Genomic DNA, 25184 nt, shown 5'->3' on the forward strand with positions numbered 1-25184 from the left:
CAGGCAATTCCAGGTCGAGCGAGGATTACGGAATCCGCCCCATGGGGACCCCTTTCCCGTTTACCCGAGCACCGCCGGAAACGCTAATCTCCGGCGGCCGTCCTGCATTCACTTCCCTGCTACCGCACTGCGAAATCTACATCGCAGCCATGCAGACGGACGCCTCAGGCGACGCGAACGTTGGTCAGGAACTTGCTGACCTCGGTCTTGAGCCGGTTGGAATCGCGCGACAGCATCTGCGCCGCCGACAGCACCTGTGAGGACGCCGAGCCGGTCTCGGAGGCGCCGCGCTGAACGTCGTTGACGTTGGAGGAAACCTGCTGGGTGCCGTGGGCCGCCTCCTGCACGTTGCGGGCGATCTCCTGGGTCGCCGCGCCCTGCTGCTCGACGGCCGCCGCGATGGTGGAAGATATCTCCGACAGCCGCGCAATGGTGCCGCTGATTTCACTGATGGCGCTGACCGATTCCTGGGTCGCCGCCTGGATCCCGCCGATCTGCTGGCCGATCTCGCCGGTCGCCTTGGCCGTCTGCTCGGCTAGCGCCTTGACCTCGGAAGCGACCACCGCGAAGCCGCGGCCGGCCTCGCCGGCACGCGCCGCCTCGATCGTGGCATTCAGTGCCAGGAGATTGGTCTGCCCTGCGATGGCATTGATGAGCTCGACGACGTCGCCGATCCGCGATGCGGCGCGCGACAATTCGCTGACCCGCTCGGTGGTGGCGTGCGCCTGGTTGACCGCCTCGCCGGCGATGCGCGCAGAATCCTGCACCTGGCGGCTGATCTCGCGCACCGAGGACGACATCTCCTCGGCCGCCGAGGCCACCGAATGGACGTTGGTGGAGGCCCGTTCGGAGCCGGAGGCGACGGCCGTCGCCAGATCCTGCGCGCGGCCCGCGGTCGAGGACAGCGTCGAGGCCGAAGCTTCGAGCTCGGTCGCGGCCGAGGATACGGTCTCGACGATCTCGCCGATCGCGGCCTCGAAGCCGTCGGCCAGCTTCGTCATGTCGGTCTTGCGCTGCGCCTCGGCACGGCGCTGCACCGCCTGCACCTCGTCGCGGCTGAAGCGGATGATGGTCTGGACGGTCTGGAGATTGCGCAGCGCCTCGCCGATCTCGTCGTCGCGCTCGATGTTGATGCGGTTGTCGAGCTTGTCCTGCACGAGGTTGACCAGCGTGTCGTTGAGATGCTGCATCGGCCCCTGGATTGCCCGCATCGTCGCAAGGCCGGCGAAGCCGGCGATGGCAGCGCCGATGACGGCCAGCAGCGACAGGATCAGGCTGGTCGAGCCGCCGGTGGAGAGCGCACCACCGGCGCCGAGCGCGAGCATGAACAGCGCCTGGAGCGCCATCGTCGTGACAAGACGCGCCTTCAGCGTGCCGGTGAAGACGCTGAAGCGGTCGAGCAGCGAGCGGCGGCGGATGATGCCGGCATCGATGCGATAGCCATGCGGCTTCTTCTCGCGGATCGCGGCGTAGACCTCTTCGGCGAGCTTGCGCTGGTCGTCCGGCAGCCTGGTGCGGATCGAGGTGTAACCCTTGACCTGCCCGTTCTCACGGATCGGAGATGCCGTCGCCAGCACCCAGTAGAAGTCGCCGTTCTTGCGGCGGTTCTTCACCGCGCCGAGCCATGGCTTGCCGGCCTTCAGCGTGTCCCAGAGATTGTCGAACGCCTCCGGCGGCATGTCGGGGTGACGGACGATGTTGTGCGGCTGGCCCATCAGCTCCGCCGACGTGAAGCCGGCGGCCGCGATGAAGTCCTCGTTGAAATAGGTGAGCTTGCCCTTGAGGTCGGTGCGCGAGACGATCAGCGTCTCGTCGCTGACCGGATATTCGGTGTCGGTGACAGGAAGATTCTTGCGCATCGGCCCCCCAGAGCAAGCTTCGGTATGGACTCATTCCAACCGGGGCTGCCGCCATGCGAGACCGCCCGCGCGCAACTCTCGTAAATCGAATTTAACCATCGATGAAGCGGCGCACCCGTACGATTACGGGTCATCCGACACGACGCCACCTTGAGACGACATCATGCGACCGCCCAAAGAAAACGGGCGGCGCTCGCGGCGCCGCCCGTTCGTCGATGGATGTCCGGCGCTGCGGCTTTAGGCTGCGCGGACGTTGGTCAGGAACTTGCTGACCTCGGTCTTGAGCCGGTTTGAATCGTTGGACAGCATCTGCGCCGCAGACAGCACCTGCGAGGAGGCGGTGCCGGTCTCGGTCGCGCCGCGCTGCACGTCGGTGATGTTCGACGAAACCTGCTGGGTGCCCTGCGCCGCCTGCTGGACGTTGCGGGCGATCTCCTGGGTCGCCGCGCCCTGCTCTTCCACCGCAGCCGCGATCGCCGACGAAATCTCCGAGAGGCGCTCGATGGTCGAGGAGATCTCCTTGATCGCGCCGACCGAGTCGTTGGTCGCCGCCTGGATGCCCGAAATCTGCTGGCCGATCTCGCCGGTCGCCTTCGCGGTCTGCTCGGCCAGCGCCTTCACCTCGGAGGCGACGACCGCGAAGCCGCGGCCGGCTTCGCCGGCACGCGCCGCCTCGATCGTGGCGTTGAGCGCCAGAAGGTTGGTCTGGCCGGCGATGGTGTTGATCAGCTCGACGACGTCGCCGATGCGGGATGCCGCCTTGGACAGCTCGCTGACGCGCTCGGTGGTGGCGCGGGCCTGACCGACGGCATCGCCCGCCATCCGCGCCGATTCCTGCACCTGACGGCTGATCTCGCCGACCGACGAGGCCATCTCCTCGGTGGCCGAGGCCACCGACTGCACGTTGGTCGAGGCTTCCTCTGAAGCTCCGGCAACCGTGGTCGCGAGCCGCTGGGAGCGATCGGCAGTCGAGGTCAGTGTCGAGGCGGAGGCTTCCAGCTGGGTGGAGGCCGACGACACGGTCTGGACGATCTCGCCGATCATCGATTCGAATTCGCGGGTAATGTTGTCGACGCGGCGGCCGCGCTCGATCTTGGCCTCGGCGTCGGCGGCGGCAGCCTCGTCGGCGGCCTTCTTGGCGATGAGGGCCTCCTTGAAGATCTGGAGCACGTCGGCCATGGCGCCGATCTCGGTCTTCTCGCCGCGATGCGGGACCTCGGCGGAGAGGTCACCCTTGCCCAGCGCCTGCATCGGCAGGGTGATCGAGTTGATGCCGCTGGAGACGTCGTGGACGAGATAGAAACCGACGCCGATACCGACGATGACGGCGGCGCCGAGGATGATCGAAAGCAGCATGAACGCAAAGGAATAGCTGCTGTCCGCGTCCCGGGCAGCCTGATCGCCACCTTTGGTGTTGAGATCGATGTCCTTGCGCAGAACCTCGTCGGACTGGATACCGATCTTGTTGGCGGTCTTGACGTTCAGCTCATGCGACTCGTGCGGAACCTTGCCGACCTCCTTGCGCGACAATGCAAAAACCTCGTCGGCGCCCTTCTTGTAGTCGTCCCACAGCTTGGACCATTCGGTGTAGAGCGCCCGCTCCTCCGGCGAGGTGATCATGGTCTCGTAGGTCTGGCGGGCCTTGGCCAGGGCCTCGCTGGTTGTGACCGCGATCTTTTCCATCGCGAGCTTTTCTTCCATGGTCTCGGCCAGCATGTGCTCGCGGACCACGCTGCGATAGGTGATGACCGAGGCCCGAAGCTCGCCCAGCACCCGCACGCTCGGCATCCAGCTCGTCGTGATATCGACCGTGTTGGCGTTCATCGACCGCATCTTCATGACGGCGAGCAGGCCCATGCCGGCCATCGCGACCAGCAGGAACGCCACGACACTGATGATCTTGGCGCGAATGGAAATCTTGGCGAGCATAAGCGGTCTCTTTGCGTTGGCGCGGCGGCGCGTCCGGAAATGATCATCAACCAAACGATGCGGCGCCGATATCCAACAACAAAGCGACTGAGCAGTTGTTAACTACGACTCCGCACAAGTACGGAAGCCGAAAGAAATGAATGAGGGGCTAAGAATGCTCTGCACTCAGCGCATGAGCCTAAGCGCATCCGAGAAAAACTCCGCGCCGCCGAAATTTCCGGACTTCAGCGCGAGCAGCATGTCGCCACCAGCACCGACCGCGCGCAGCACCGGAACGCCCGCGGCAATTTCCACTCCTACGAGAAACCCGGGAATCTTCAACCGGTCGACGACCGCGCCGGATGTCTCGCCACCGGCAACCACCAAGCGCCGTACACCTGATTTCACAAGGCTTTCGGCGATGTCGGCCATCGTCTGCTCGATGGCATGGCCCGCCGCGTCGCGGCCGTGACGCGCCTGAAGCGCGGCGACCTGATCCGGTGTCGAGCTCGATGCGATCAGCACCGGACCTTCGGCCAGTCGCGGCCTTGCCCAGTCCAGCGCACGCTGGGCTTCACCCGCTCCCGTAAGAATACGGTCCGGATCGAGATGCAACACCGGCATGACACGTTCGGCATTCGCGATCTGCTGAAGCGTCGCCTGCGAGCAGCTTCCGGCAAGACATGCTGCCGGTCCGCCGACAGCCGCGCCGGTCTCTGCGCCCGTCGCCGCCGATTTGACCTTGCCCGTCGACACCAGCGCCCGCGCCAACCCAAGGCCGATGCCGGAGGCGCCGACCGACAGCCGATGTCCGGCGGCGACGAGACCGATGGTCTCGAGATCGCGGTCGAACACGGCGTCGATGATCGCAGCGCCGATGCCCTTGCCCGCGAGCTCGGCCAGCCGCGCCCGCACAGCGTCCGCGCCGCGCGTGACGGTGGCGAGATCGACCAGGCCGATTTGCGTCCGGCTCTGGCGCGCCAGCACGCGCACCAGGTTGGAATCGTGCATCGGGTTGAGCGGATGGTCCTTCAGCGGGCTCTCGTTCAGCGGCACCGCGCCGACGAAGAGGTTGCCCTGATAGACGGTGCGGCCGGTCTCGGGGAATGCCGGCGTCACCAGCACGACGGCCTCGCCACTATCGGCACGGAGTGCATCCATCACCGGGCCGATATTGCCGGCGTCGGTGGAATCGAAGGTCGAGCAGATCTTGAACAGCACATGGCTCGCGCCGCGGCTCCGCAGCCATGTCTCCGCCGCGCGCGAGCGCGCTACGGCAAGGCCGGCCTCGATCGAGCGGCTCTTCAGCGACACCACGACGGCATCGACATCGGGGAGCGCGAGGTCGTCGGCGGGCACGCCGATGGTCTGCACCGTGCGCAGGCCCGCGCGCGTCAGCGTGTTGGCAAGATCGGACGCGCCGGTATAGTCGTCGGCGATGCAGCCAAGCGAAAGCGTCACGGCTTCCCTCCAACGTAAGGCTTGAACCAGGCGAGCCCATCGGTGGTCTTGCCGCGCGGATTGTATTCGCAGCCGACGAAGCCGGGATAGCCGAGCCGGTCGAGCTCCTCGAACAGGAACGGATAGTTCAGCTCCTCGCCGTCGGGCTCGTTGCGCGAGGGGATGCTGGCGATCTGGACGTGGCCGATGATCGGCATCATCTCGCGCAGCCGCATGGTGACGTCGCCATGGATGATCTGGCAGTGATAGATGTCGAACTGGAGTTTCAGGTTCGGAAGCCTCAGCTCCTGGATCAGGTCGCGGGCGAAGCCGAAATCGTTGAGGAAGTAGCCGGGCACGTTGCGGGCGTTGATCGGCTCGATCACGACGTCGATGCCATGCGGTGCGAAGAACTCCGCGGCCCAGGCCACCGATTTGTAGAAGGCCTCGATCGCGACCCGCTCGCCGCGATTGGCGATGCCGGCCATCAGGTGCAGACGCTTCACGCCGGTTGCCTTGGCGTAAGGCAGCGCGGTCTCCAGGCCCGCCTTGAGATCATTGAACCGCGCCGGCAGCGCCGCAAAGCCCTTCTCGCCCGCATTCCAGTCGCCCGGCGGCAGGTTGAACAGCGCCTGGGTCAGGCCGTTGCGCTTGAGCCGCTCGCCGACGGCCTCGGCCGGATGCTCGTAGGGAAACAGGAACTCGACCGCGGTGAAGCCTGCTTGCGCGGCGGCGTCGAAGCGATCGAGGAACGGCACCTCGGTGAACATCATCGAGAGGTTGGCGGCGAAACGGGGCATTGGAGATCCTCTTACTTGTCGCCGGGAAGCTTCACGCCGGTGACCTGCGCATACATCCGCGCCACCGAGGCGTCGTCGTCGCGGCCCATGCCGGCGGCTGCCGTCATCAGGAACATCTGGAGCGCGGCGGCGGAGACCGGCACCGGGAACCTGGCACTGCGCGCCATGTCCTGGATGATGCCGAGGTCCTTCACGAAAATCTCGACGGCGCTGCGCGGCGTGTAATCGCCATCGAGCACGTGCGGCATACGGTTCTCGAACATCCAGGAATTGCCGGCGGAAGCCGTGATCACCTCGTAGACCTTGCGGATGTCGAGACCCTGCTTGGCGGCGAACGCCATCGCCTCGCTGGCAGCGGCAATGTGCACGCCAGCGAGCAACTGGTTGATCATCTTGAATGCAGCGCCCTGCCCCGCGGCATCGCCAAGCTCGTAGAGTTTTGCCGCCATGGCATCGAGCGCCGGTCGCGCCTTCGCGAAGGCGGCGGCGCTGCCGGAGGCGAGGATCGTCAATTCGCCTTGCGCGGCGCGCTGCGCACCGCCCGAGATCGGCGCATCGAGATAATGCCGGCCGGTCGCCTCGAGCTGTTTTGCAAGACGCCGCGCCACGTCGGGATCCATGGTGGCGGAGGAGATGAAGACGCCGTCCCTCGGCAGGGTCTCGGCGACGCCATCCTTGCCGAACAGGATCGCTTCGGTCTGGGCGGCATTGACGACGACGCTGACGACGATGTCCGCGCCCTTCGCCGCCTCGGCCGGCGTTTTAGCACCGGCGCCGCCGTCCTTCACGAACCGCGCCACCGCATCAGCCGAGACATCGCAGCCGGTCACGGCATGGCCGGCGCGCTTCAGCGAGGTCGCCATGCCGTACCCCATCGAGCCGAGCCCGATGACGGCGATGCGCTGATTTTGTGACGTGGAGGCGGACATGCAACTGACCCTTGCGAACGTTTCCTGGACGGCCGCCCTTTGCGGCGGCTTGGCAACCGAATAACACGGCTTGGCCGCGCTGCCAAAGCGTGAGACAAGCGGGCATGACGGCCATGAGCACCGAAACGAGCAACGAGACAAGGCTGCGTGAGGATATCTGCCGGTTCGGACGGTCCCTGTTCGAGCGCGGGCTGACGCCGGGCTCCTCCGGCAATATCAGCGTCAGGCTGGACGGTGGTGGCTGGCTGGTGACCCCGACCAATGCCTCGCTCGGCTTCCTCGATCCGGCAAAGCTGTCGCGGCTGGACGAACAGGGGCGGCTGGTCTCGGGTGATGCGCCGACCAAGGAAGTTCCGCTGCACACCGCGCTCTACGACACGCGCGGCAGTGCCCGCGCGATCGTGCATCTGCACTCCACCCATTCGGTCGCGCTCTCGATGCTGCCCGAGATCGACCCGCGCGCCGCGCTGCCGCCGATGACCGCCTATTATCTCATGAAGTGCGGCGCCACCGCGCTCGTGCCCTATTACCGCCCCGGCGATCCCGCGGTCGCGGATGCGATCAAGGGACTGGCGGGGAAATATTCATCCGTGCTGCTCGCCAATCACGGCCCGGTCGTCGCGGGCGACACGCTCGAAGCCGCGGTGTTCGCGACGGAAGAGCTGGAGGAGACCGCGAAGCTGTACCTGCTGCTGCGGGGGATGAACCCGCGGTATCTGTCGCCGGAGCAGGTGACGGATCTGGTGAACGTGTTTGGGGTGAGCCTGCCGGAGCATGGGCACGAGCATTAGTGTTCGCCGCTGTCATTCCCCGCCACCGGGTCTCGCCTTCGGCGAGCCCGATGACAGGCTCCGGCGGGGAATCCAGTACGCCACGGCTTATCCGTATCCCGCTGACATCTCGGAATACTGGATCGCCCGCCTTCGCGGGCGATGACACCGAACATGTTGCCCGAGCGCGCGCAATACTTTGCGTCTACAGCCCCAGATACGCCTTGCGCACGTCGGGGTTGCCCTTGATCTCCGCTGATGGGCCCTGCATCAGCACGCGGCCGGTTTGCAGGATGTAGGCGCGATCGGCGATCTCGAGGCACTCGGCCATGCGCTGCTCGACGATCAGGACGGTCATGCCGGCGTCGCGGATGCGCTTCACCGCCTGGAAGATCTCGTCGACCAGTTTCGGCATGATGCCCTGCGAGGGCTCGTCCAGCATCAAGAGCCGCGGACGCGTCATCAGGGCGCGACCGATCGCGAGCATCTGCTGCTCGCCGCCGGAGAGTGTCTCGGCGCGCTGCTCCAAACGCTCGGACAAACGCGGAAACAGGTTGAAGACGAGATCGAGCGGCCCCTCGCGATTCGCCTCGCCGCGGTAGAGGTAGCTGCCGAGACGGAGATTGTCGCGCACCGACAGGCGCGGGAACAGGCGGCGATTCTCCGGCACATACGCGATGCCGGTGGCAGTGATGTGGTGCTGCGCCATGCCGTCGAGGCGCTTGCCGTCGAACGTCACCGTGCCCGAGCGCGGACGCTCCGCACCGGCGATGGATTTCAGCAGCGTCGACTTGCCCGCGCCGTTGGCGCCGGCAACGCAAACGATCTCGCCCTTCTGGACCTCGATCGAGACCGCGGAGATCGCGACCAGGCCCTGATAGGCGGTCGTGACTTCATGCACGCTGAGCATGACGATCTCCCAGATATGCGCTGATCACCTTGGGATCGCGGACGACGTCGGCGGGCTTGCCCTCGACCAGCACCTTGCCGAGGTCGAGCACGATGGCGCGGTCGACCAGCGGCATCACGATCTCCATGACGTGCTCGACCATCAACACGGTGATGCCGGCATCGCGCACCTTGCGCACCAGGGCAACGCCGGTCTGGGCCTCGGTTGGCGTGAGGCCGGTGAGGACTTCGTCGAGCAGCAGTAGTTTCGGTTCGGTCGCGAGCGCACGGGCGACTTCGAGGCGGCGCTTCTCGGCCGGCACGAGATCGCTCGCGAGCACGTCGGCGCGCGCGGCCAAACCAGTGAACTCCAGCACCTCATGCGCCTTGCGGCGCGCCTCACGCATCACGGTGTTGCGGACCAAGGCACCGACGATGACGTTGTCGATGACGCTCATGGTCTCGAAACTCTTGACCACCTGGAAGGTGCGTCCGACGCCGCGCTGGCAGCGCGCGGCCGCCGGCATGTGGGTGACGTCCTCGCCGTCGAACCAGATCGAGCCTTGCGTCGGCGGCAGGACGCCGGCGATGAGATTGAACAGCGTCGACTTGCCGGCTCCGTTGGGGCCGATCAGGCCGACGATCTCGCCGCGCCCGACCGAGATCGAGACATCGCTGTTGGCAACGAGGCCACCGAACCGCTGCCAGACGCCGCGGGTTTCAAGGAGCGCGGTCATCGCGTGGCTCCTTTCGCCTTCGAACGGGAGAACAGGCTCACCAGGCCTTGTGGCAGCGCCAGCGAGATCGCCACGATCAGCGCACCATAGACGATGAGATCGACGCCGCGGCCGGAGCCACCGATGTAGGAGCGCGTCAGCTCCGTCATCGGGATCAGGATGGCGGCGCCAAGCACGGGGCCCCAGAGGGTGCCGATGCCGCCGAGCACGGCCGGCAGCGCCATCAGCAGCGAGAATTGGAAGCCCATCACGCTCTCAGGATCGATATAGGCCAGGAACTGCGCATAGAACGCGCCGCCGATGGCGACGAGGAAAGCGGAGACCGCGGCCGCGCCCATCTTGGAGTTGAACACGACCACGCCGAGACTCTCGGCCGCTTCCGGATTGTCCTTCACCGCGCGCCACCAAAAACCCCATTTGGAGTCTTCCAGCCACCAGGTGACGAACCAGGCAAGGCTGCACAGCGCCAGCGCGAAATAGAAGTAAGGCAGCTTGCTGCGCAGGAATTGGAATTTCAGCCAGCTGTCGCCGCGCACGGGAATGGTGATTCCCATCGCGGCGCCCGCCCACTCCCAGTTCTGGAACAGCAGCAGGCCGATCTCGGCGATGACGATGGTCGCGATCACGAAGTAATGGCCGCGCAGGCGGAAGAAGGGATAGCCGAGCCCCATCGCGATGACCGCCGCGATCGCGCCGCCGGCGAGCATGCCGAACCAGGGCAGCACGCCGAACTTGGTGAACAAGAGCTCGGTGGTGTAGGCGCCGATGCCGAAATACAGCGCATGCCCGAGCGAGATCTGGCCGCAATAGCCGGACAGGATGTTCCAGCTCTGCGACAGCGCCGCATACATCAGGGTCAGGATCAGAATGTTCTGGACGTAGACGTCCTTGATGAACAGCGGCGCGAGCGCGGCGAGGACTGCCAGCACCGCGGCGATGATGAGGTCGCGGCGGCGCCGCGCGGCAAAATTCTTGTCCATCACATCGACCCGAACAGGCCGCGCGGCCGGATGAAGACGACGAGCAGATAGACCGCGTAGATGCCGACCGATTTCAGCGAGGGCGGCAACACCAGGGCGGTCGTGGCCTCGACGAGGCCGACGATGATGCCGCCGGCAAAGGCGCCGAACACGCTGCCGAAGCCGCCGAGCGCCACCGTGACATAGGCGATCAGCGCGAAGGACGCGCCGACATCGGGATAGATGTAGAAGAACACCGCCATGATCGCGCCGGCGAGGCCGACCAACGCGGCGCCGAGGCCCCAGCCGAGCGCAAACACGCGGTTCTTGTCGATGCCGACCAGCGCGACCGCGCCGGGATCTTCACGCGTCGCTTCCAGCGCGCGGCCGAAATCGGTGCGGTGGATGAAGAAATAGAGGCCGGCGAAAGCGGCGATCGACACCAGCGCGCCGATCAGCTGCGGCTCCGGCAGGAAGATGCCGGCGATAGACACCGTCTTGCCGCCGAGCCATGACTGCGGAATGCTGCGATAGTCCGGCGTGAAGAAGAACTGAGCGAGGCCGCGCATGACGATGGCAAGGCCGAAGGTCGAGAAGATCTGCACCATGCCGGCATTGGCCTTGGCCCGCATGGCGAAGCGTACAATCAAGAGGTAGACCACCGCCCCGAACACGAACAGCGCCGCGGCGACCAGCGGCGCCGACAGCAAGGGGTCGATGGCGAAGAACGCGAACAGGAAGAAGCTCGCATACATCGCGATCATCAGGAACTCGCCATGGGCGAAGTTCACGACGTCCATCAGGCCGAAGATCAGCGCGAGGCCGACCGCGATCAGTCCATAGAGCAGGCCCATGAGAAGGCCGCTCGCGAGACTCTGGATAATGGCTTGGGCTGTCAACTCTGGTCCCCCGTTCGAAACGTCATCGTTTGCTCCGTCATTGCGAGCGAAGCGAAGCAATCCAGACTGCCTCTGCGGCAATAGCCTGGATTGCTTCGTCGCTTCGCTCCTCGCAATGACGAGGCTCGCGCGACGATCTCGACTTGCTCCCCTGCTCCCGCAGCGCTTACTTCATCGGCCAGGTCGCCTCGGCGATCGCGGCCTGCGGCGGGAAGATGGTGACGAACTTGCCGCCGATATATTGCAGCAGCACCGGGTCGGCGTCGTTGTTCTGGCCCGTCTCGTCGAACTTGACGCGCTTCCACGGCATGATGGTCTGCTCGCCCGGGATGTCGGTCGCCGCCAGCGCATCGCGGATCTTCTCGCCGTCGGTCGACTTGGCGCGGCTGATGGCGTCGGCGAGGATGATCAGGCCCATGAACTGGCGCGAGGTGAGGTCGTTGAAGTCCTTGCCCGAGCGCGCCTTGAACATCTCGTTGATCTTGCCGACCATCGGGCGCTTCTGCGCGAGGTCGAGCGAGAAGGTGCCGCGCGAGATCACGCCTTCGAGCTTGTCGCCGACGGCGTCGTACAGCGCCTTCTCGGAGAACCCGGCGTCCTGCGCCACGATCGCGTTCGGCTTGTAGCCGAGCTCGGCCATGGTCTTGACCAGCAAGATGCCGTCGGTGGTGTAGCTCGACGGCATCAGCACGTCGGCATTGGCAGTCTTGAGCTGCTGGACCTCGGCCGAGAGCGAGGGCGAGTTGGCGCGATACTTGATGTCGGAGACGATCTTGTAGCCGCGCTCGCCGGCGATCTTGGCCTGGGCGTTGCCGGAATCGGTGCCAAAGATGGTGTCCTCGTGGAACAGCGCCAGCGTCTCGATCTTGGTGCCCTTCTTCTTCATGGCGTCGAAGAAGTCGAACATCGCGGCCGAGTACATCTCGTCGTGCGGGGCAGCGCGGAAATAGTACTTGAGGCCGCGGCGATGCAGGCTCGGCGAGGAATTGTCGGCGGAGACGAACGGGACCTGGTAGCGTTCGCAGATCTGGCTGACGGTGACGGCAACCGCGCTCTGGTAGGTGCCGATGATGGCGCAGACCTTCTCCTGTGTGATCAGGCGCTCGGCCTCGGCGCGGCCCTTCTGCGGATCGGCCTGGTGGTCGGCAAACACGAGCCGCACCTTGGCGCCGCCGAGGCCCGACAGGCCCTCGCCCTTGGCCAGCGGCAGATCGAAATCGGTATCCTTGTTGATGACCTCGAGCGCGGTTTCATAGGCCTTCTGCGCGTCGACGCCCTGCTGCGCGCTGCCGCCAGAGAACGGATAGATGACGCCGATCACGACTTCCGAGGTCTGGGCGCGTGCGGCGAGCGGCATCAGCGCAGCTGTCGCAGTGGCTCCCAGCAGCACGTCGCGGCGAGTGATCGTCATGGCAAAGTCCCCTGTTACGAATTTCGACTGTTCGAATGAAGCGATTGGCGGTTAGCGTAAAGCCCGAAGAAGCAGCAAACGCTGCCTCCTAAATCACGGCCATAGTCCTGTTCTTCAGATCCGTCACCAGCATCAGGCCAGGCGAATGCGTGATCGCGAACGGGAGCTTCGCGGCGTTGATCACCGATTGCGGCGTCACGCCGCAGGCCCAGAACACCGGGATCTCGTCGTCGGCAACGGGCACGGGATCACCATAGTCGGGCTTGGCGATGTCCTTGATGCCGATCAGGTGCGGATGGCCGAGATGCACGGGCGCGCCGTGCACGGCGGGATAGCGCGAGGTGATCTGCACCGCGCGGATCGCATCCGCCGGCTTGAACGGGCGCATCGACACCACCATGGGACCGGCGAACGGACCGGACACGCCGCAGGCGATGTTGGTGCGGTACATCGGGACACGCACATTGTGCTCGATATGGCGGATCGGCATACCCTCATCGAGCAGCGCCTCTTCGAACGAGAAGGAGCAGCCGAGCACGAAGGTCACGAGGTCGTCGCGCCAGTAGCTGGTCACGTCGGTCGGCTCGTCCGCTACCTCGCCGTCGCGCCAGACGCGGTAGCGCGGAACGTCGGTGCGGATGTCGAGATCGGCGCCGAGCGCCGGAATATACGGGCTGCCGACATCGGACATGCCGATGATCGGGCACGGCTTCGGATTGAGCTGGCAGAAGCGGTGAAAGGCGCTGGCGTATTCGGCCGGCAGGATCGCCAGATTGCCCTGGACGAAGCCGGGGGCGATTCCCGCGGTGGAAGCGACCAGCCCGTCGCGGTAGGCGAGCCGGGCCTTGCGGCTCTGGAGCGTGTCGGGCGTTTCAGTTTGCTGCGCTGCCACTAAAACAGTCATTTGATCGACCTGCCTATGAACTCGACAAGCACAGCCAACATCAAGCATACTATAAAGTCTAATCGTCCTTTTTAATCGATATCGATAAACTTGCTTTATCGATCAGGAAAATCCTTCCAATGCTCGACTTCAGGTCGATCGAGACCTTCCTCTGGGTTGTGAAGCTCGGCAGCTTCCGCGGCGCCGCAGCACGGCTCAATACGACCCAACCGGCGATCTCCCAGCGCATCGCGCAGCTCGAACGCGAGATGGGCGTCAAGCTCCTCAACCGCGACCATCGCGTCGCCTCGCCGACGCCGAGCGGCCGGCAGATGATGGTCTATGCCGAGAAGCTGATCGGCCTGCGCGCCCAGATGATGGCGGAGATTGGCGATCGCTCCGCGATGCGAGGCGTGATGCGTCTCGGCGTCGCCGAGACCATCGTTCACACGTGGCTGCCGCGCCTTGTGAAGAGCGTGAACGAGATCTATCCGAACCTGTCGCTGGAGATCGAGGTCGACATCACGCCGAACCTCACCGCGCGCCTGCTCGCGCAGGAGATCGAGCTGGCCTTCGTTGTCGGCCCGTTGTCGGCCTCGGGCGTGCACAACCGCGTGCTTGCGGACTATCCGATCGGCTTTCTCGCAAGCCCCTCGCTCGGCCTTGGCAAGGGCCCGGTCACGCCGGCGGAGCTCGCGCGGTTTCCGATCATCACCTTCCCGCGCAAGACCAAGCCGTACGAGGTCGTGCGTGAGGTGTTCGACCGGCCGGAGCTGCCGCCGATCCGGCTGCACGCGTCCGCCTCGCTCGCGACCGTCATCCACATGGCGGTCGAGGGGCTCGGCATCGCCGTGATCCCCGACGCCATCGTCGAGAACGAGCTTGCCGACGGGCGGCTGCAACTGCTCGACACCGATCTCGCGATCGCGCCGCTGACCTTTACCGCGAGCTGGCTCGCCTCGCCCGACGTGGTCGCGGTGGAGCGCGTCGCCGAGCTGGCACGGCAGATTGCGCAGAGGAGCCTTGCGGTTGACGCGCCCGCGCTGGCGGGTCATTGAAAAAGGCGCCGGACAAAAGAGAGAACGACCGCATGAGCCGAGCCGCCACCAATCTGCAAATCGATTCCACCCGTCTCTGGGGCTCCATCCACGAGACCGCGCAATTCGGCGCGACGGCCAAGGGCGGTGTGAAGCGGCTGACGCTGAGCAGCGAAGACAAGCAGGTGCGCGACTGGTTCCGCAAGGCCTGCGAAGAGGCAGGCCTGGAAGTGCACACCGATGCGCTCGGATCGCAGTTCGGCCTGCGCAAGGGCCGCGACATGTCGAAGCTGCCCGTCGGCATCGGTTCGCATCTCGACACCCAGCCGACCGGCGGCAAGTATGACGGCATTTTGGGAACGCTCGGCGCGCTGGAAGTGATCCGCACGCTGAACGATGCCGGCATCGAGACCGAGGCGCCGATCTGCGTGGTCAACTGGACCAACGAGGAAGGCTCGCGCTTTGCGCCGGCGATGATGGCATCCGCCGCCTATGTCGGCGATTTCACCACCGACGACATCCTGTCGCGCAAGGATATCGAGGGCACCACCGTCGGCCAGGCGCTCGACAGCATCGGCTATCGCGGCGACAAGCCGGTCGGCTTCCAGAAGCTCGGTTGCTTTGTCGAGCTGCACATCGAGCAGGGCCCGATCCTGGAGGCCGAGGGCAAGACCATCGGCGTGGTCGATTCCGGCCAGGGCGTGCTCTGGTACGACGGCAAGATCTCCGGCTTCGAGAGCCATGCGGGATCGACGCCGATGCCGCTGCGGCGCGATGCGCTGGCCACGCTCTCCGAGATCGTGCTGGCGATGGAGGCCATCGCCAAGAAGCACGGGCCGAACGCCGTCGGCACCATCGGCGAAGCCGTGATCGCAAACCCCTCGCGCAATGTCATTCCCGGCGAAATCGCCTTCACCATGGATTGCCGCAGCGCCGATGGCGCGATCATGGATGCGCTCGACCGCGACCTGCGCGCCGCCATTGCCGAGATCGCCGCGCGCCGCAAGGTCGAGGTCAAGATTGATCTCGTCTGGCGCAAGCCGCCGACGCATTTCGATCCCAAGCTCATTGTAGCCGTCGAGAACGCGGCCAAGACACTCGGCTATTCCTCCCGCCGCATCACCTCCGGCGCCGGCCACGATGCCTGCAATCTCAACACCGTGATGCCGGCGGCGATGGTGTTCGTGCCCTGCAAGGACGGCATCAGCCACAACGAGCTGGAAGATGCCACCCAGCCCGATTGTGCCGCGGGCACCAACGTGCTCATGCATACCGTGCTGGCGATCGCCGGCGTCGCGTCCTGATCGGAGGGAGCCATGCGCGGAGTTTTCGTCGACGCCAACGAAGCCCTCGCCGTGATCATGGAGCGGCTGGAAAAGCCCGGTGATCCCAAGGTGCGGATCCACCGGGACCCTGATATCAAGCCTGAGCAATATCCGGAAGTTCTCGACGGCGCCGAGATCGCGATCGTCGACCACACGGCGCTGCCGACCGAAGTCGCGAAGAAATGCACGGGGCTCAAGCACGTCGTCTTCCTCGGCACCGGCGCGCGCAGCTACATGAACCCGGAGGAGCTCGCCGAGCTCGGCATCTCCGTGCATCTGATCAAGGGCTATGGCGACACGGCGGTCGCCGAATCCGCGATCGCGCTGATGTGGTCCTCCGCCCGCGTCATCGCGATGATGGACCGCGAGATGCGCGCCGGCAATTGGCTGCGCGAGGACGGCATGCAGCTCACCGGCAAGACGCTCGGCCTGATCGGCTTCGGCGGCATCGCCGCTGAAGTTGCGCGCATCGCGTCCGGCTCAGGCATGAAGGTCATCGCCTGGAACCGCTCGCCAAAGAGCCATCCCGGCGTCGAGTTCACCGATCTCGACAGCGTCTTGGCGCGAAGCGACGTCGTATCGTTGCATCTGCTGCTCAACGACGAGACGCGCGGCATGATCACGCGCGAAAAGATCTTTGCGATGAAGCCTGGTGTCATCCTCGTCAACACCGCCCGCGCCGCGATCGTCGATGAAGCCGCCATGATCGACGCGTTGAAGTCGGGGCATATCCGCCATGCCGGCCTCGACGTCTTCAACACCGAGCCGCTGCCGGCGGACCATCCGCTGACCAGGATTCCGAACGTGACGCTGTCGGCGCATTCGGCCTTCCGCACGCCGGAGGCGAGCGAGAACCTGATTGAAGCGGCCTGGGTCCACTGCCGCCGCATCGTGAAAGGATAAGAGCAACAACAATGGCCGACTACCGCACCATCAAGGCAGAGCCGCTTACCAACGCCATCCACGCCATCGTCAAGGCCGGCGGCTCCTCGGACCGCGAAGCCGAGCTCGTCTCCACCAACCTCGTCGAGGCCAATCTGAAGGGACACGACTCCCACGGCGTCGGCATGATCCCGCGCTATGTCCAGAGCGTCACCAATGGCGGCCTCGCCGTGAACCAGCACGTCAAGATCGTGCTCGACACCGGTCCGCTTCTCACCCTCGACGGCCTCACCGGCTACGGCCAGGTGATCGGCCATGAAGCGATGGAGCTGGCGGCCGAGCGCGCCAGGCGCAACGGCGTGTGTCTCGTCGGCCTCTCCAACTCGCATCACATCGGCCGCATCGGCCACTGGGCCGAGCAGTGCATCGACCACGGGCTGGTCTCGATTCACTTCGTCAACGTGATCTCGCGCCCAATCGTGGCGCCCTGGGGCGGCAGCGATGCGCGCCACGGCACCAACCCGTTCTGCGTCGGCATCCCGCGCAGGGGCAAGGACCCGATTGTGCTCGACTTCGCCACCAGCAGGATCGCGCAAGGCAAGACCCGCGTCGCCCACAACAAGGGCGTCGAGCTCGAGCCCGGCACCATCATCGACAATGAGGGCAAGCCGACCACCAATCCGCGCTACACCGTGATCCCGCCGCACGGCGCCATCCTGCCGTTCGGCGAGCACAAGGGCTCGGGCCTCGCGCTGGTGTGCGAAATCCTCGGCGGCGCGCTCTCCGGCGGACAGGTGGTCAAGGGCCCGTCGGACGGCAAGTACAACGTCCTCAACGGCATGCTCTCGATCGTCATCGACCCGGACAAGCTCGGCACCGGCGAAAACCTCGCACGCGAAGTCGAGAGTTTTGTCGCCTGGCACACCGGCTCGCCTCCCGGCCCCGGCGTCGACAAGGTCAAGATCGCCGGCGAGCCCGAGCGCGAGACCAAGACAAAGCGCCTCGCCGACGGCATTCCGGTCGATCCGACCACCTGGCAGGAGATTCTCGACGCCGGGAAGAAGTTCGGGCTGGATCAGGCGACGATCGAGAAGATCGCGGGCTGATCGCGACGGAGCCCAATGCTCGGAAGAGTTCCGGCCGAATGCACAATTGCGCAACAGAGGCTGGACCAGGGCGAAACATTGGCGCACCTGCGGGATGGATTTGAACCGGTCCGCGTTGCCTTACGACAACGCGGATATCCCTGCTCACATCCGCCCCAGAGGTTCACATGCTCTCCCGTCTCGCAAAGTTCATGTCCGGCTCAGATCGGCCGTCAGGCTCGGCCGACCTCTATCGGCATCGGCTCGCGATCTATGAGAGCGAGCTTGGCGAGCCCGAGCACAGCTTCACCGACAGCGCCGAGCGCCGCCTCGACATTCACGCCTTTGGCCGCGATTTCGTGCCGGTCTGCCAAGAGGGATCTGACGAAGGTTATGTCCTTCTCACCAACGGCATGAGCGAGCAACGCATGTCGGGCGTGCATGGGGAGGCAAAACCGCGTGCCGAGCTGATGTGGTACGTCCGCGAGCCGACAGAGGAGATCTGCGCCAATCTGCGCTGGCTGGCCAATCTGCCGTTCATCGACACGACCTGGTTCGGCTTCGGTCACCGCGTCGCGCTGCCCTGGCCGCCGGTTGCGGGAACGGACTTCCAGACGTTCCTGTTTCTCACGCCGATCATCGGCCCGGATAAGAGCATCGCCGAGGCACTGGAGATCGCAGGCGATCCGGTGGAGATTTTGACGGTAAACCTGATCTCGCAGCAGGAGCTCGGGCTGATCAAGTCCAGGGGGCTCGATCCGTTTCTCGACCTGCTCGACGAGAACGACTATCCGCCGATCTTCGATCCGGCGCGGAAGTCGTATGTGTAGGGTGCGCGCCAAACCACCGCTGTCCTTCCCTTCTCCCCTTGTGGGAGAAGGTGGCATAGGCGGCCTTCGGCCGCCGTTCTTAAGAACGCCGATGCTTCGCATCGGCTATGGCGCCGGATGAGGGGTTCTCTCCGCGAGCAATTCTACGACTGATAGGTCTGCATCTGCGGAGACAGACCCTCACCCGTCTCGCCGCTATGCGGCGAGACACCCTCTCCCACAAGGGGAGAGGGGAAAACTGGCCGTCTCAATCCACCATGTCCGCGACTGCCTTGCCGCAGGCCGTGGTGTCGGCATTGCCGCCGAGGTCCTTGGTCCGCAACGTGCGTTCGGCCAGCGTCCGCTCGATCGCCTCGACGATCGATTTGCCGGCGACCTTCTCGCCGAGATGCTCGAGCATCATTGCGCCCGACCAGATCATGCCGATCGGGTTGGCGATGCCCTGCCCTGCGATGTCGGGCGCCGAGCCGTGCACCGGCTCGAACACCGACGGGAAATCGCCCTCGGGATTGATGTTGCCCGACGGCGCGATGCCGATGGTGCCGGTGCAGGCCGGGCCGAGGTCGGAGAGGATGTCGCCGAACAGGTTCGAGCCGACCACGACGTCGAACCAGTCCGGATGCAGCACGAAGTTCGCGGTGAGAATGTCGATGTGGTACTTGTCCCACTTCACGCCCGGGAACTTCTTGGCCATCGCCTCCACGCGCTCGTCCCAATAGGGCATGGTGATGGAGATGCCGTTCGACTTGGTCGCCGACGTCAGGTGCTTCTTCGCCCGCGACTGCGCGAGCTCGAAAGCAAATTTCAGGATGCGGTCGACGCCGGTGCGGGTCATCACCGTCTGCTGCGTCACGAATTCGCGGTCGGTGTCCGGGAACATGCGGCCGCCGACCGAGGAATACTCGCCTTCGGTATTCTCGCGCACCACCCAGAAATCGATGTCGCCGGGCTTGCGGTTCGCCAGCGGCGACGGCACGCCGGGCATCAGCCGCACCGGGCGCAAATTCACATACTGGTCGAACTCGCGGCGGAATTTGATCAGCGAGCCCCACAGCGAGACGTGATCCGGAATCTTGGCCGGCCAGCCGACCGCGCCGAAATAGATCGCATCGTGCTTGCCGATCTTCTCCTTCCAGTCGTCGGGCATCATCTGGCCGTGCTTCTCGTAATAGTCCCAGGACGAGAAGTCGAAATGGTCGAAATGCAATGAGACGCCGTGCTTCTTTGCCGCTGCCTCCAGAACGCGCAGGCCTTCGGGCATCACTTCCTTGCCGATGCCGTCGCCGGGAATGACTGCGATCCGGTATTGTTTCTTGCTCATCGAGAACGTCCTTCGTTGGTCCGGCAGCCGCCGCGTTTTGACCGCACTGCAATGGACCAAAGTCGCGGGCAGCGCAACGCTGCACTGCAATGTTGACCATGGCGCGGCCGAGCGCCTACTGGTTTCATCCTGTTCCCATCCTTGCGAGTACCTCTCATGGATCTGCATCTGCGTGGCAAGCGCGTCCTGATCACAGGCGCGTCCAAGGGCATTGGCGCCGCCGCCGCCGAGGCTTTCGCTGAAGAAGGCGCGCATCTCCTGCTCGCCGCCCGCAGCGGCGACCAGCTCAAGGTGCTGGCCGAGCGCCTGCGCTCCGCGCACCAGATCGATGCCGCAACCAGCATCGTGGATTTGCGCAAGGCCGAGGACATTGCGCGGCTCGCCAGGGAGGCGGCCGAGATCGATGTCCTTGTCAACAACGCCGGCGACATTCCCGGCGGCTCGATCGACAAGATCGACGAGGCGACCTGGCGACACGCCTGGGAATTGAAAGTGTTCGGCTACATCAACCTGACGCGGCAGATCTATGCGCAGATGAAGGCCAGGGGCGGCGGCGTGATCGTCAATGACATTGGTGCTGCCGGCGAGAAATTCGATGCCAACTATATCTGCGGCAGCGCCGGCAATGCCGCGCTGATGGCCTTCACCCGCGCGCTCGGGGGAAAAAGCCTCGCCGACAACATTCGCGTGGTCGGCATCAATCCCGGGCCCGTCGGCACCGACCGTCACGTCACCCTGCTCAAGACCCGCGCAAAGCACCAGTTCGGTGACGAGAGCCGCTACAAGGAATTCCAGAAGAGCCTGCCGCTCGGCCGGCCTGCGCATGCGCGCGAGATCGGCGACCTCATGGCGTTCCTGGCGTCGGATCGCGCGGGCTATACGTCCGGCGTGATCTATACGGTGGACGGCGGCATCAGCGCGGGATGGGGTTGACTCTATCCTCGTCATTGCGAGCGAAGCGAAGCAATCCAGGAATGTGGCCGCGGTGACAGAGTGGATTGCTTCGCTGCGCTCGCAATGACGACCAAAGAATAAGCACAGGAGTAAGATAATTGTCTCAAGACCTGATCCGCGACACCGCCTGCACCGTCGTCGACAAGCTGCGCTCCGGCGACGTCTCGCCGCTCGAACTGCTGGATGTGGTGGAGAAGCGCGTCAAGGAGGTCGACGGCAAGGTCAACGCGCTGCCGACGCTGTGCTTCGATCGCGCGCGCGACCATGCCAAGGCGCTGATGCAGAAGCCGGCCGGCGCGCGCGGCCTGCTCGCGGGCCTGCCGGTTCCGATCAAGGACCTGACTGACGTCGCGGGCGTCCTGAACACCCAGGGCTCGCCGATCTTCAGGGATAACATCCCAGCAACGTCCGACCTCATGGTCGAGAACCTCGAGGCCAACGGCGCGGTGGTCTACGCCAAATCCAACACGCCGGAATTCGGTGCCGGCGCCAACACCTTCAACGAGGTGTTCGGCGCGACGCTCAATCCCTGGGATACGTCAAAGTCGGCGGCTGGCTCGTCGGGCGGCGCCGCAGTGGCGCTCGCCACCGGCATAGCCTGGCTCGCCCAGGGCTCCGACATGGGCGGCTCCCTGCGCAGCCCCGCGGCGTTCTGCGGCGTCGTCGGCATGCGGCCGAGCATCGGCCGCGTCGCGCATACACCGAAATCGGCGATCGACCGCAATCTCGGCGTGGTCGGCCCGATGGCGCGCAATGTCGAGGATCTCGCGCTGCTGCTCGATGCCATGAGCGGCGACTATGCCGCCGACCCGTTGTCGCTGCCCGCGCCTCTGACCTCGTTCCTGTCGGCCGCGCAATCCGGCAAGAGGCCGAAGCGCATCGCCTATTCGCCCGATCTCGGCATTACGCCGGTTGATCCCGAGGTGAAGGCGATCACGCGCAAGGCGGCGGAGCGTTTTGCGGAAGCCGGCGCCATCGTCGAGGAGGCGCATCCGGATTGGCGCGAGGCGCATGAATGTTTCCACGTGTTGCGCGCTTTCGATTTTGCGATCACCAAGGCCAACCTACTGCGCACCAAGCGCGACCTGCTCAAGCCCGAGGTGATCTGGAACATCGAGGAAGGCCTCAAGCTCACGGTCGAGCAACTCGCGCGCGCCGAAGCGCAGCGCGTCGGCATGACCGCGCGCGCGATCGAGTTCTTCAAGACCTATGATCTGTTGCTGACGCCGACGACCATCGTGCCGCCGTTCCCGATCGAGCACCGCTATGTCGCCGAATGCGCTGGCAAGAAATTCGAGAACTACGTCGAATGGCTCGGCATCGTCTACGCGATCACCCTCGCCTGCTGCCCGTCGCTGTCACTGCCTTGCGGCTTCACAGCCTCGGGCCTGCCGGTCGGCGTGCAGGTGGTCGGCGCCCCGCGCGCGGATGCGCAGGTGCTCGCGGGCGCAAAGGTGCTGGAGGATATTCTGGGCCTGCGCGGGACGACGCCGATCGAACCGAAGGTCAAGGCATGATGCGGGCCGCGCCGGGGGACCTTAGCTGTCCCCCGGTGCCGGCATCCGCGTGCCCTAGTCGTCTGCTTTCGGGCCGCCATGATACTGATGCGCGTCGTAGCCCGCATCCTCCGACATTGCAGTGTAAGCCATGGAGCCCGGATGGACCTGTGACATCCGGACAGCCGCTTCCGAAGCCATGGTTGGATGGTGCGCCACATCGCGGGCGTCGGCAGCGGAGCAAAGCGCGACCAGAACGGCCGACGCGGCGAGAACAGATTTCATCATGATTTGACGTGCCTCGTGTTGAAGCCCACCAGCAAACCAAAGGTGGGTTTCGCAACGTAGGATTCCCAGTCTGAATCGATGCTCCTGCTATAGGCGCGGCATAAACATTTCGTGCTCCTGGATTTACCTCGCGGCGGTGTGAGCCTCCAGGCTCCGACTGTAGCGCGACATCGCAAAGCAAAACACAAAATAGATCGCGGCGACGAAGATATAGACCTCGACCGAAAACTGCTGCCAGGCCGGATCGATGATCGCGGTTTTGGCTGTCGTCAGCAGATCGAAGATGCCGATGATCAGGACGAGGCTGGTGTCCTTGAAGAAGGCAATGAAGGTGTTGACCAGCGGCGGAATGACGTGGCGGATCGCCTGCGGCAGGATGATCAGCCGGTGCTTGCGCCAATAGGACAACCCCAGCGCATCCGCCGCTTCATACTGCCCACGCGGCACGGCCTGGAGGCCACCGCGGATGACCTCGGCAAGATAGGCCCCGGCAAACAGGATGATCGCGATCTGGGCCCGCAAGAGCTTGTCAATGTTGAAGCCGGCGGGCATGAACAGCGGAAACATCACGCTCGCCATGAACAAGAGGCTCACCAGCGGCACGCCGCGGATCAGCTCGACATAGAGCACGCTGAGCGAGCGGATCGCCGGCAGTTTTGAGCGCCGGCCGAGCGCGACGAGAATGCCGAGCGGGAAGCCGAAGGCGAGACCGAACGTCGCCAGGATCAGCGTCACCGGCAGGCCGCCCCAGCGATCCTGCGAGACGAAGGACAGGCCGAACACGCCGCCCCACATCAGCACGCTGATCAGCGCCAGTGCGCCGATCCAGAGATAGACCAGCTCGCGCCGCCACAGGGCGCGACGGGTCGAGACATAATACAGCGCGATGAACAGCACGACCGACAGCGCCGGCCGCCACTGCTCGTCGAACGGATAGGTGCCGAACAGGATGAAGCGGTATTTTTCGGGGATGATCGCCCAGCAGGCACCGATGCCACGCGCGGCACGACAGGCGCTGGAGTCGTTCGCGGGCGTCACCCAGACCGCATTTGCGATGCCCCATTGCACGAAGCTGAAGATGCCCTTGGCGAGCAGCGCCAGCAGCACGACCGTGAGGATGCCGTTCGGGATCGACGAGAACAGGTTCGTGCGCAGCCAGCGCAGCACCGGATTGCCTGCCTGCGGGCGGCGCGCGGCACGCGGTGCATCGGGGATGTCGGTGATCGCGGTCATGCTCAGCGCTCCACCAGCGCGATGCGCGCATTGTACCAGTTCATGAAGAAGCTGATGGACAGGCTGATGGTCAGGAACACCGCCATGATCAACGCGATCGCCTCGATCGCCTGGCCGGTCTGGTTCAGCGTGGTGTTGGCGACCGAGACAACGTCCTGGTAACCGATCGCGACCGCGAGCGAGGAGTTCTTGGTGAGATTGAGATATTGGCTCGTCATCGGTGGCACGATGACGCGCAGTGCCTGCGGCAGGATGATCTGCCGCAGCATGAAGCTGCGGCGGAGGCCAAGCGCATTGGCGGCATCCCACTGCCCGCGCGGCACCGACTGGATGCCGCTGCGCACGATCTCGGCGATGAAGGCCGAGGTGTAGGTGACGAGCGCGATCAGCAGCGCGAAATATTCCGGCGCGAGCGTGAGCCCGCCGACGAAGTTGAAGCCGCGCAGCTGCGGCCACTCGATTGTCCAGGATACGCCGAGCAAAAGCGAGACTGCCACCGGAAGCACGACAATGAGACCAAGCGCAAAGGGCCAGGCTGGCCGCGGTTTGCCGTCGCGCATCTGCTCCGCGATCAACCGTCGCCGGATGAGATAGAATAGGGCAAGCCCAAGCACGGCCGTGCCGAGCACCCAGAGCTGCGGCAGGCCAATCGGGACCGCCGGCAGGATCAGGCCGCGATTGGACAGGAACACGCCCTCGACCGGCCGCCACGCCGCGCGAGCGGCCGGCAGCGCCTGCATGAGCACGTACCAGAACAGAAGCTGGAGCAGCAGCGGGATGTCGCGGAGCGTCTCGACATAGACGGCGGCGAGCCGTGACAGCAGCCAGTTGGTGGACAGCCTGGAGATGCCGATCAGCGTACCCAGGACGGTGGCTAGCACGATGCCGATCACCGCGACGCGCAAGGTGTTGGCGACGCCGACGACGAACGCCCAGAGATACGTATCCCTCGGACTATAGGCGAGCAGGCTGTCGGCGATGGGCATGCCGGCCTCGCGGCCGAGGAAGGCAAAGCCGGTCGTGATGCGGCGGGCGGTGAGATTGGTGACGGTGTTGGACCAGAGGAAGGCGATGATCGCAACCGCGATCCCGACCACCAGCACCTGCCAGAACAGGCCCTTCAGCTCGCGGGGGCCCCATGCGCCGAACAAGCGGCGACGCGGCGGCGGTCTTGGCGCGTCTGATGTCACAGCACAAAAATCCTTCTCAAAAGCAACGATTTCCGGCGGCGCACGTCAACTGTTGCACCA

23 protein-coding genes are annotated in these 25184 nt (G+C 65.0%); 8 read left to right on the forward strand and 15 right to left on the reverse strand.

Translation table 11 applies throughout. The annotated features are described in order from the left end of the window. Window positions 1-164 precede the first annotated feature (164 nt). From AAFG16_RS34195 to ltnD, 5 genes are all read right to left on the reverse strand, one after another. On the reverse strand, window positions 165-1859 hold the full coding sequence (locus AAFG16_RS34195) for a methyl-accepting chemotaxis protein (protein ID WP_342732408.1): 1695 nt from the start codon (window positions 1857-1859) through the stop codon (window positions 165-167). A 237-nt stretch (window positions 1860-2096) separates the two neighbouring features. Further along, window positions 2097-3788, reverse strand: a complete 1692-nt coding sequence (locus AAFG16_RS34200; protein WP_283080847.1) for a methyl-accepting chemotaxis protein — start codon at window positions 3786-3788, stop codon at window positions 2097-2099. A 165-nt stretch (window positions 3789-3953) separates the two neighbouring features. Then, a complete protein-coding gene (gene otnK, locus AAFG16_RS34205; protein WP_342732411.1) occupies window positions 3954-5228 on the reverse strand; it encodes a 3-oxo-tetronate kinase in 1275 nt (424 codons plus the stop codon). After that, window positions 5225-6007 carry a 2-oxo-tetronate isomerase gene (otnI, locus tag AAFG16_RS34210; RefSeq protein ID WP_283080849.1) on the reverse strand — a complete coding sequence of 261 codons (783 nt, stop codon included), beginning with the start codon at window positions 6005-6007 and terminating at the stop codon, window positions 5225-5227. Before otnI ends, otnK begins: the two co-directional genes overlap by 4 nt. Before the next feature lie 11 nt (window positions 6008-6018). After that, window positions 6019-6936, reverse strand: coding sequence for an L-threonate dehydrogenase (gene ltnD / locus AAFG16_RS34215; RefSeq protein ID WP_342732415.1), 918 nt, complete (start codon window positions 6934-6936; stop codon window positions 6019-6021). Between the two features lie 104 nt (window positions 6937-7040). Here ltnD and AAFG16_RS34220 point away from each other — a divergent pair, with 104 nt between their 5' ends. Further along, on the forward strand, window positions 7041-7727 hold the full coding sequence (locus AAFG16_RS34220; protein ID WP_342732417.1) for an aldolase: 687 nt from the start codon (window positions 7041-7043) through the stop codon (window positions 7725-7727). Between the two features lie 184 nt (window positions 7728-7911). Here the strand turns inward: AAFG16_RS34220 and AAFG16_RS34225 are convergent, their stop codons facing one another. The 6 genes from AAFG16_RS34225 to AAFG16_RS34250 form a co-directional block, all read right to left on the reverse strand. Then, window positions 7912-8616, reverse strand: coding sequence for an ABC transporter ATP-binding protein (locus AAFG16_RS34225; RefSeq protein WP_027558619.1), 705 nt, complete (start codon window positions 8614-8616; stop codon window positions 7912-7914). Next, complete coding sequence (locus AAFG16_RS34230; protein WP_092216921.1) at window positions 8600-9331, reverse strand: ABC transporter ATP-binding protein; 732 nt, start codon at window positions 9329-9331, stop codon at window positions 8600-8602. Before AAFG16_RS34230 ends, AAFG16_RS34225 begins: the two co-directional genes overlap by 17 nt. Continuing rightward, window positions 9328-10311: a branched-chain amino acid ABC transporter permease gene (locus tag AAFG16_RS34235; RefSeq protein ID WP_342732422.1), complete on the reverse strand. Its 984-nt coding sequence runs from the start codon at window positions 10309-10311 to the stop codon at window positions 9328-9330. The genes AAFG16_RS34230 and AAFG16_RS34235 overlap by 4 nt, the downstream gene beginning before the upstream one ends. Then, window positions 10311-11144: a branched-chain amino acid ABC transporter permease gene (locus tag AAFG16_RS34240; RefSeq protein WP_231164374.1), complete on the reverse strand. Its 834-nt coding sequence runs from the start codon at window positions 11142-11144 to the stop codon at window positions 10311-10313. Before AAFG16_RS34240 ends, AAFG16_RS34235 begins: the two co-directional genes overlap by 1 nt. A 211-nt stretch (window positions 11145-11355) precedes the next feature. After that, window positions 11356-12600, reverse strand: coding sequence for an ABC transporter substrate-binding protein (locus AAFG16_RS34245; RefSeq protein WP_342732424.1), 1245 nt, complete (start codon window positions 12598-12600; stop codon window positions 11356-11358). Window positions 12601-12688: 88 nt separating this feature from the next. Next, complete coding sequence (locus AAFG16_RS34250) at window positions 12689-13504, reverse strand: putative hydro-lyase (RefSeq protein WP_283080854.1); 816 nt, start codon at window positions 13502-13504, stop codon at window positions 12689-12691. 119 nt (window positions 13505-13623) lie between these two features. On the opposite strand from AAFG16_RS34250, the gene AAFG16_RS34255 reads away from it, so the two are divergent. The 5 genes from AAFG16_RS34255 to AAFG16_RS34275 all read left to right on the forward strand — a co-directional run bounded on the left by AAFG16_RS34255 (window position 13624) and on the right by AAFG16_RS34275 (window position 18642). Continuing rightward, window positions 13624-14541, forward strand: coding sequence for a LysR family transcriptional regulator (locus AAFG16_RS34255; protein WP_027558613.1), 918 nt, complete (start codon window positions 13624-13626; stop codon window positions 14539-14541). 32 nt (window positions 14542-14573) lie between these two features. Further along, entirely contained in the window at window positions 14574-15824 is a 1251-nt protein-coding gene (locus tag AAFG16_RS34260) for a Zn-dependent hydrolase (protein ID WP_342732428.1), read from the forward strand. 12 nt (window positions 15825-15836) lie between these two features. Continuing rightward, window positions 15837-16748: an NAD(P)-dependent oxidoreductase gene (locus AAFG16_RS34265; RefSeq protein ID WP_342732430.1), complete on the forward strand. Its 912-nt coding sequence runs from the start codon at window positions 15837-15839 to the stop codon at window positions 16746-16748. A gap of 11 nt (window positions 16749-16759) precedes the next feature. Next, complete coding sequence (locus AAFG16_RS34270; RefSeq protein WP_342732432.1) at window positions 16760-17833, forward strand: malate/lactate/ureidoglycolate dehydrogenase; 1074 nt, start codon at window positions 16760-16762, stop codon at window positions 17831-17833. A 167-nt stretch (window positions 17834-18000) separates the two neighbouring features. Next, window positions 18001-18642 (forward strand): suppressor of fused domain protein, encoded by a 642-nt coding sequence (locus tag AAFG16_RS34275; RefSeq protein ID WP_342732434.1) that lies wholly within the window; start codon window positions 18001-18003, stop codon window positions 18640-18642. A gap of 247 nt (window positions 18643-18889) precedes the next feature. On the opposite strand, the gene AAFG16_RS34280 is transcribed toward AAFG16_RS34275, so the two are convergent. Further along, window positions 18890-19963, reverse strand: a complete 1074-nt coding sequence (locus AAFG16_RS34280; RefSeq protein ID WP_342732436.1) for a tartrate dehydrogenase — start codon at window positions 19961-19963, stop codon at window positions 18890-18892. Between the two features lie 156 nt (window positions 19964-20119). On the opposite strand from AAFG16_RS34280, the gene AAFG16_RS34285 reads away from it, so the two are divergent. Further along, window positions 20120-20896, forward strand: coding sequence for an SDR family oxidoreductase (locus AAFG16_RS34285; RefSeq protein WP_342732438.1), 777 nt, complete (start codon window positions 20120-20122; stop codon window positions 20894-20896). A gap of 119 nt (window positions 20897-21015) precedes the next feature. Then, window positions 21016-22434, forward strand: a complete 1419-nt coding sequence (locus tag AAFG16_RS34290; protein ID WP_342732440.1) for an amidase family protein — start codon at window positions 21016-21018, stop codon at window positions 22432-22434. A 54-nt stretch (window positions 22435-22488) separates the two neighbouring features. Here the strand turns inward: AAFG16_RS34290 and AAFG16_RS34295 are convergent, their stop codons facing one another. From AAFG16_RS34295 to AAFG16_RS34305, 3 genes are all read right to left on the reverse strand, one after another. Next, window positions 22489-22701, reverse strand: a complete 213-nt coding sequence (locus tag AAFG16_RS34295; protein WP_342732443.1) for a hypothetical protein — start codon at window positions 22699-22701, stop codon at window positions 22489-22491. A gap of 123 nt (window positions 22702-22824) precedes the next feature. Beyond that, window positions 22825-23934 (reverse strand): amino acid ABC transporter permease, encoded by a 1110-nt coding sequence (locus AAFG16_RS34300; RefSeq protein ID WP_342732446.1) that lies wholly within the window; start codon window positions 23932-23934, stop codon window positions 22825-22827. 2 nt (window positions 23935-23936) lie between these two features. Next, window positions 23937-25124, reverse strand: coding sequence for an ABC transporter permease subunit (locus AAFG16_RS34305; RefSeq protein ID WP_342732448.1), 1188 nt, complete (start codon window positions 25122-25124; stop codon window positions 23937-23939). Window positions 25125-25184: the final 60 nt, after the last annotated feature.

This window comes from Bradyrhizobium sp. B117, assembly GCF_038969555.1.
Lineage (GTDB): Bacteria > Pseudomonadota > Alphaproteobacteria > Rhizobiales > Xanthobacteraceae > Bradyrhizobium.

Bases quoted from the DNA above. Each gene is read 5' to 3' on its own strand.
- AAFG16_RS34300 (WP_342732446.1), bottom strand. From the start codon at position 23,934: ATGACCGCGATCACCGACATCCCCGATGCACCGCGTGCCGCGCGCCGC.
- AAFG16_RS34220 (WP_342732417.1), top strand. From the start codon at position 7,041: ATGACGGCCATGAGCACCGAAACGAGCAACGAGACAAGGCTGCGTGAG.
- AAFG16_RS34275 (WP_342732434.1), top strand. From the start codon at position 18,001: ATGCTCTCCCGTCTCGCAAAGTTCATGTCCGGCTCAGATCGGCCGTCA.
- AAFG16_RS34240 (WP_231164374.1), bottom strand. From the start codon at position 11,144: ATGGGCCTGCTCTATGGACTGATCGCGGTCGGCCTCGCGCTGATCTTC.
- AAFG16_RS34235 (WP_342732422.1), bottom strand. From the start codon at position 10,311: ATGGACAAGAATTTTGCCGCGCGGCGCCGCCGCGACCTCATCATCGCC.
- AAFG16_RS34200 (WP_283080847.1), bottom strand. From the start codon at position 3,788: ATGCTCGCCAAGATTTCCATTCGCGCCAAGATCATCAGTGTCGTGGCG.
- AAFG16_RS34270 (WP_342732432.1), top strand. From the start codon at position 16,760: ATGGCCGACTACCGCACCATCAAGGCAGAGCCGCTTACCAACGCCATC.
- ltnD (WP_342732415.1), bottom strand. From the start codon at position 6,936: ATGTCCGCCTCCACGTCACAAAATCAGCGCATCGCCGTCATCGGGCTC.
- AAFG16_RS34280 (WP_342732436.1), bottom strand. From the start codon at position 19,963: ATGAGCAAGAAACAATACCGGATCGCAGTCATTCCCGGCGACGGCATC.
- AAFG16_RS34245 (WP_342732424.1), bottom strand. From the start codon at position 12,600: ATGACGATCACTCGCCGCGACGTGCTGCTGGGAGCCACTGCGACAGCT.
- AAFG16_RS34285 (WP_342732438.1), top strand. From the start codon at position 20,120: ATGGATCTGCATCTGCGTGGCAAGCGCGTCCTGATCACAGGCGCGTCC.
- AAFG16_RS34260 (WP_342732428.1), top strand. From the start codon at position 14,574: ATGAGCCGAGCCGCCACCAATCTGCAAATCGATTCCACCCGTCTCTGG.
- AAFG16_RS34230 (WP_092216921.1), bottom strand. From the start codon at position 9,331: ATGACCGCGCTCCTTGAAACCCGCGGCGTCTGGCAGCGGTTCGGTGGC.
- AAFG16_RS34265 (WP_342732430.1), top strand. From the start codon at position 15,837: ATGCGCGGAGTTTTCGTCGACGCCAACGAAGCCCTCGCCGTGATCATG.
- AAFG16_RS34195 (WP_342732408.1), bottom strand. From the start codon at position 1,859: ATGCGCAAGAATCTTCCTGTCACCGACACCGAATATCCGGTCAGCGAC.
- otnI (WP_283080849.1), bottom strand. From the start codon at position 6,007: ATGCCCCGTTTCGCCGCCAACCTCTCGATGATGTTCACCGAGGTGCCG.
- AAFG16_RS34250 (WP_283080854.1), bottom strand. From the start codon at position 13,504: ATGACTGTTTTAGTGGCAGCGCAGCAAACTGAAACGCCCGACACGCTC.
- AAFG16_RS34255 (WP_027558613.1), top strand. From the start codon at position 13,624: ATGCTCGACTTCAGGTCGATCGAGACCTTCCTCTGGGTTGTGAAGCTC.
- AAFG16_RS34295 (WP_342732443.1), bottom strand. From the start codon at position 22,701: ATGATGAAATCTGTTCTCGCCGCGTCGGCCGTTCTGGTCGCGCTTTGC.
- AAFG16_RS34225 (WP_027558619.1), bottom strand. From the start codon at position 8,616: ATGCTCAGCGTGCATGAAGTCACGACCGCCTATCAGGGCCTGGTCGCG.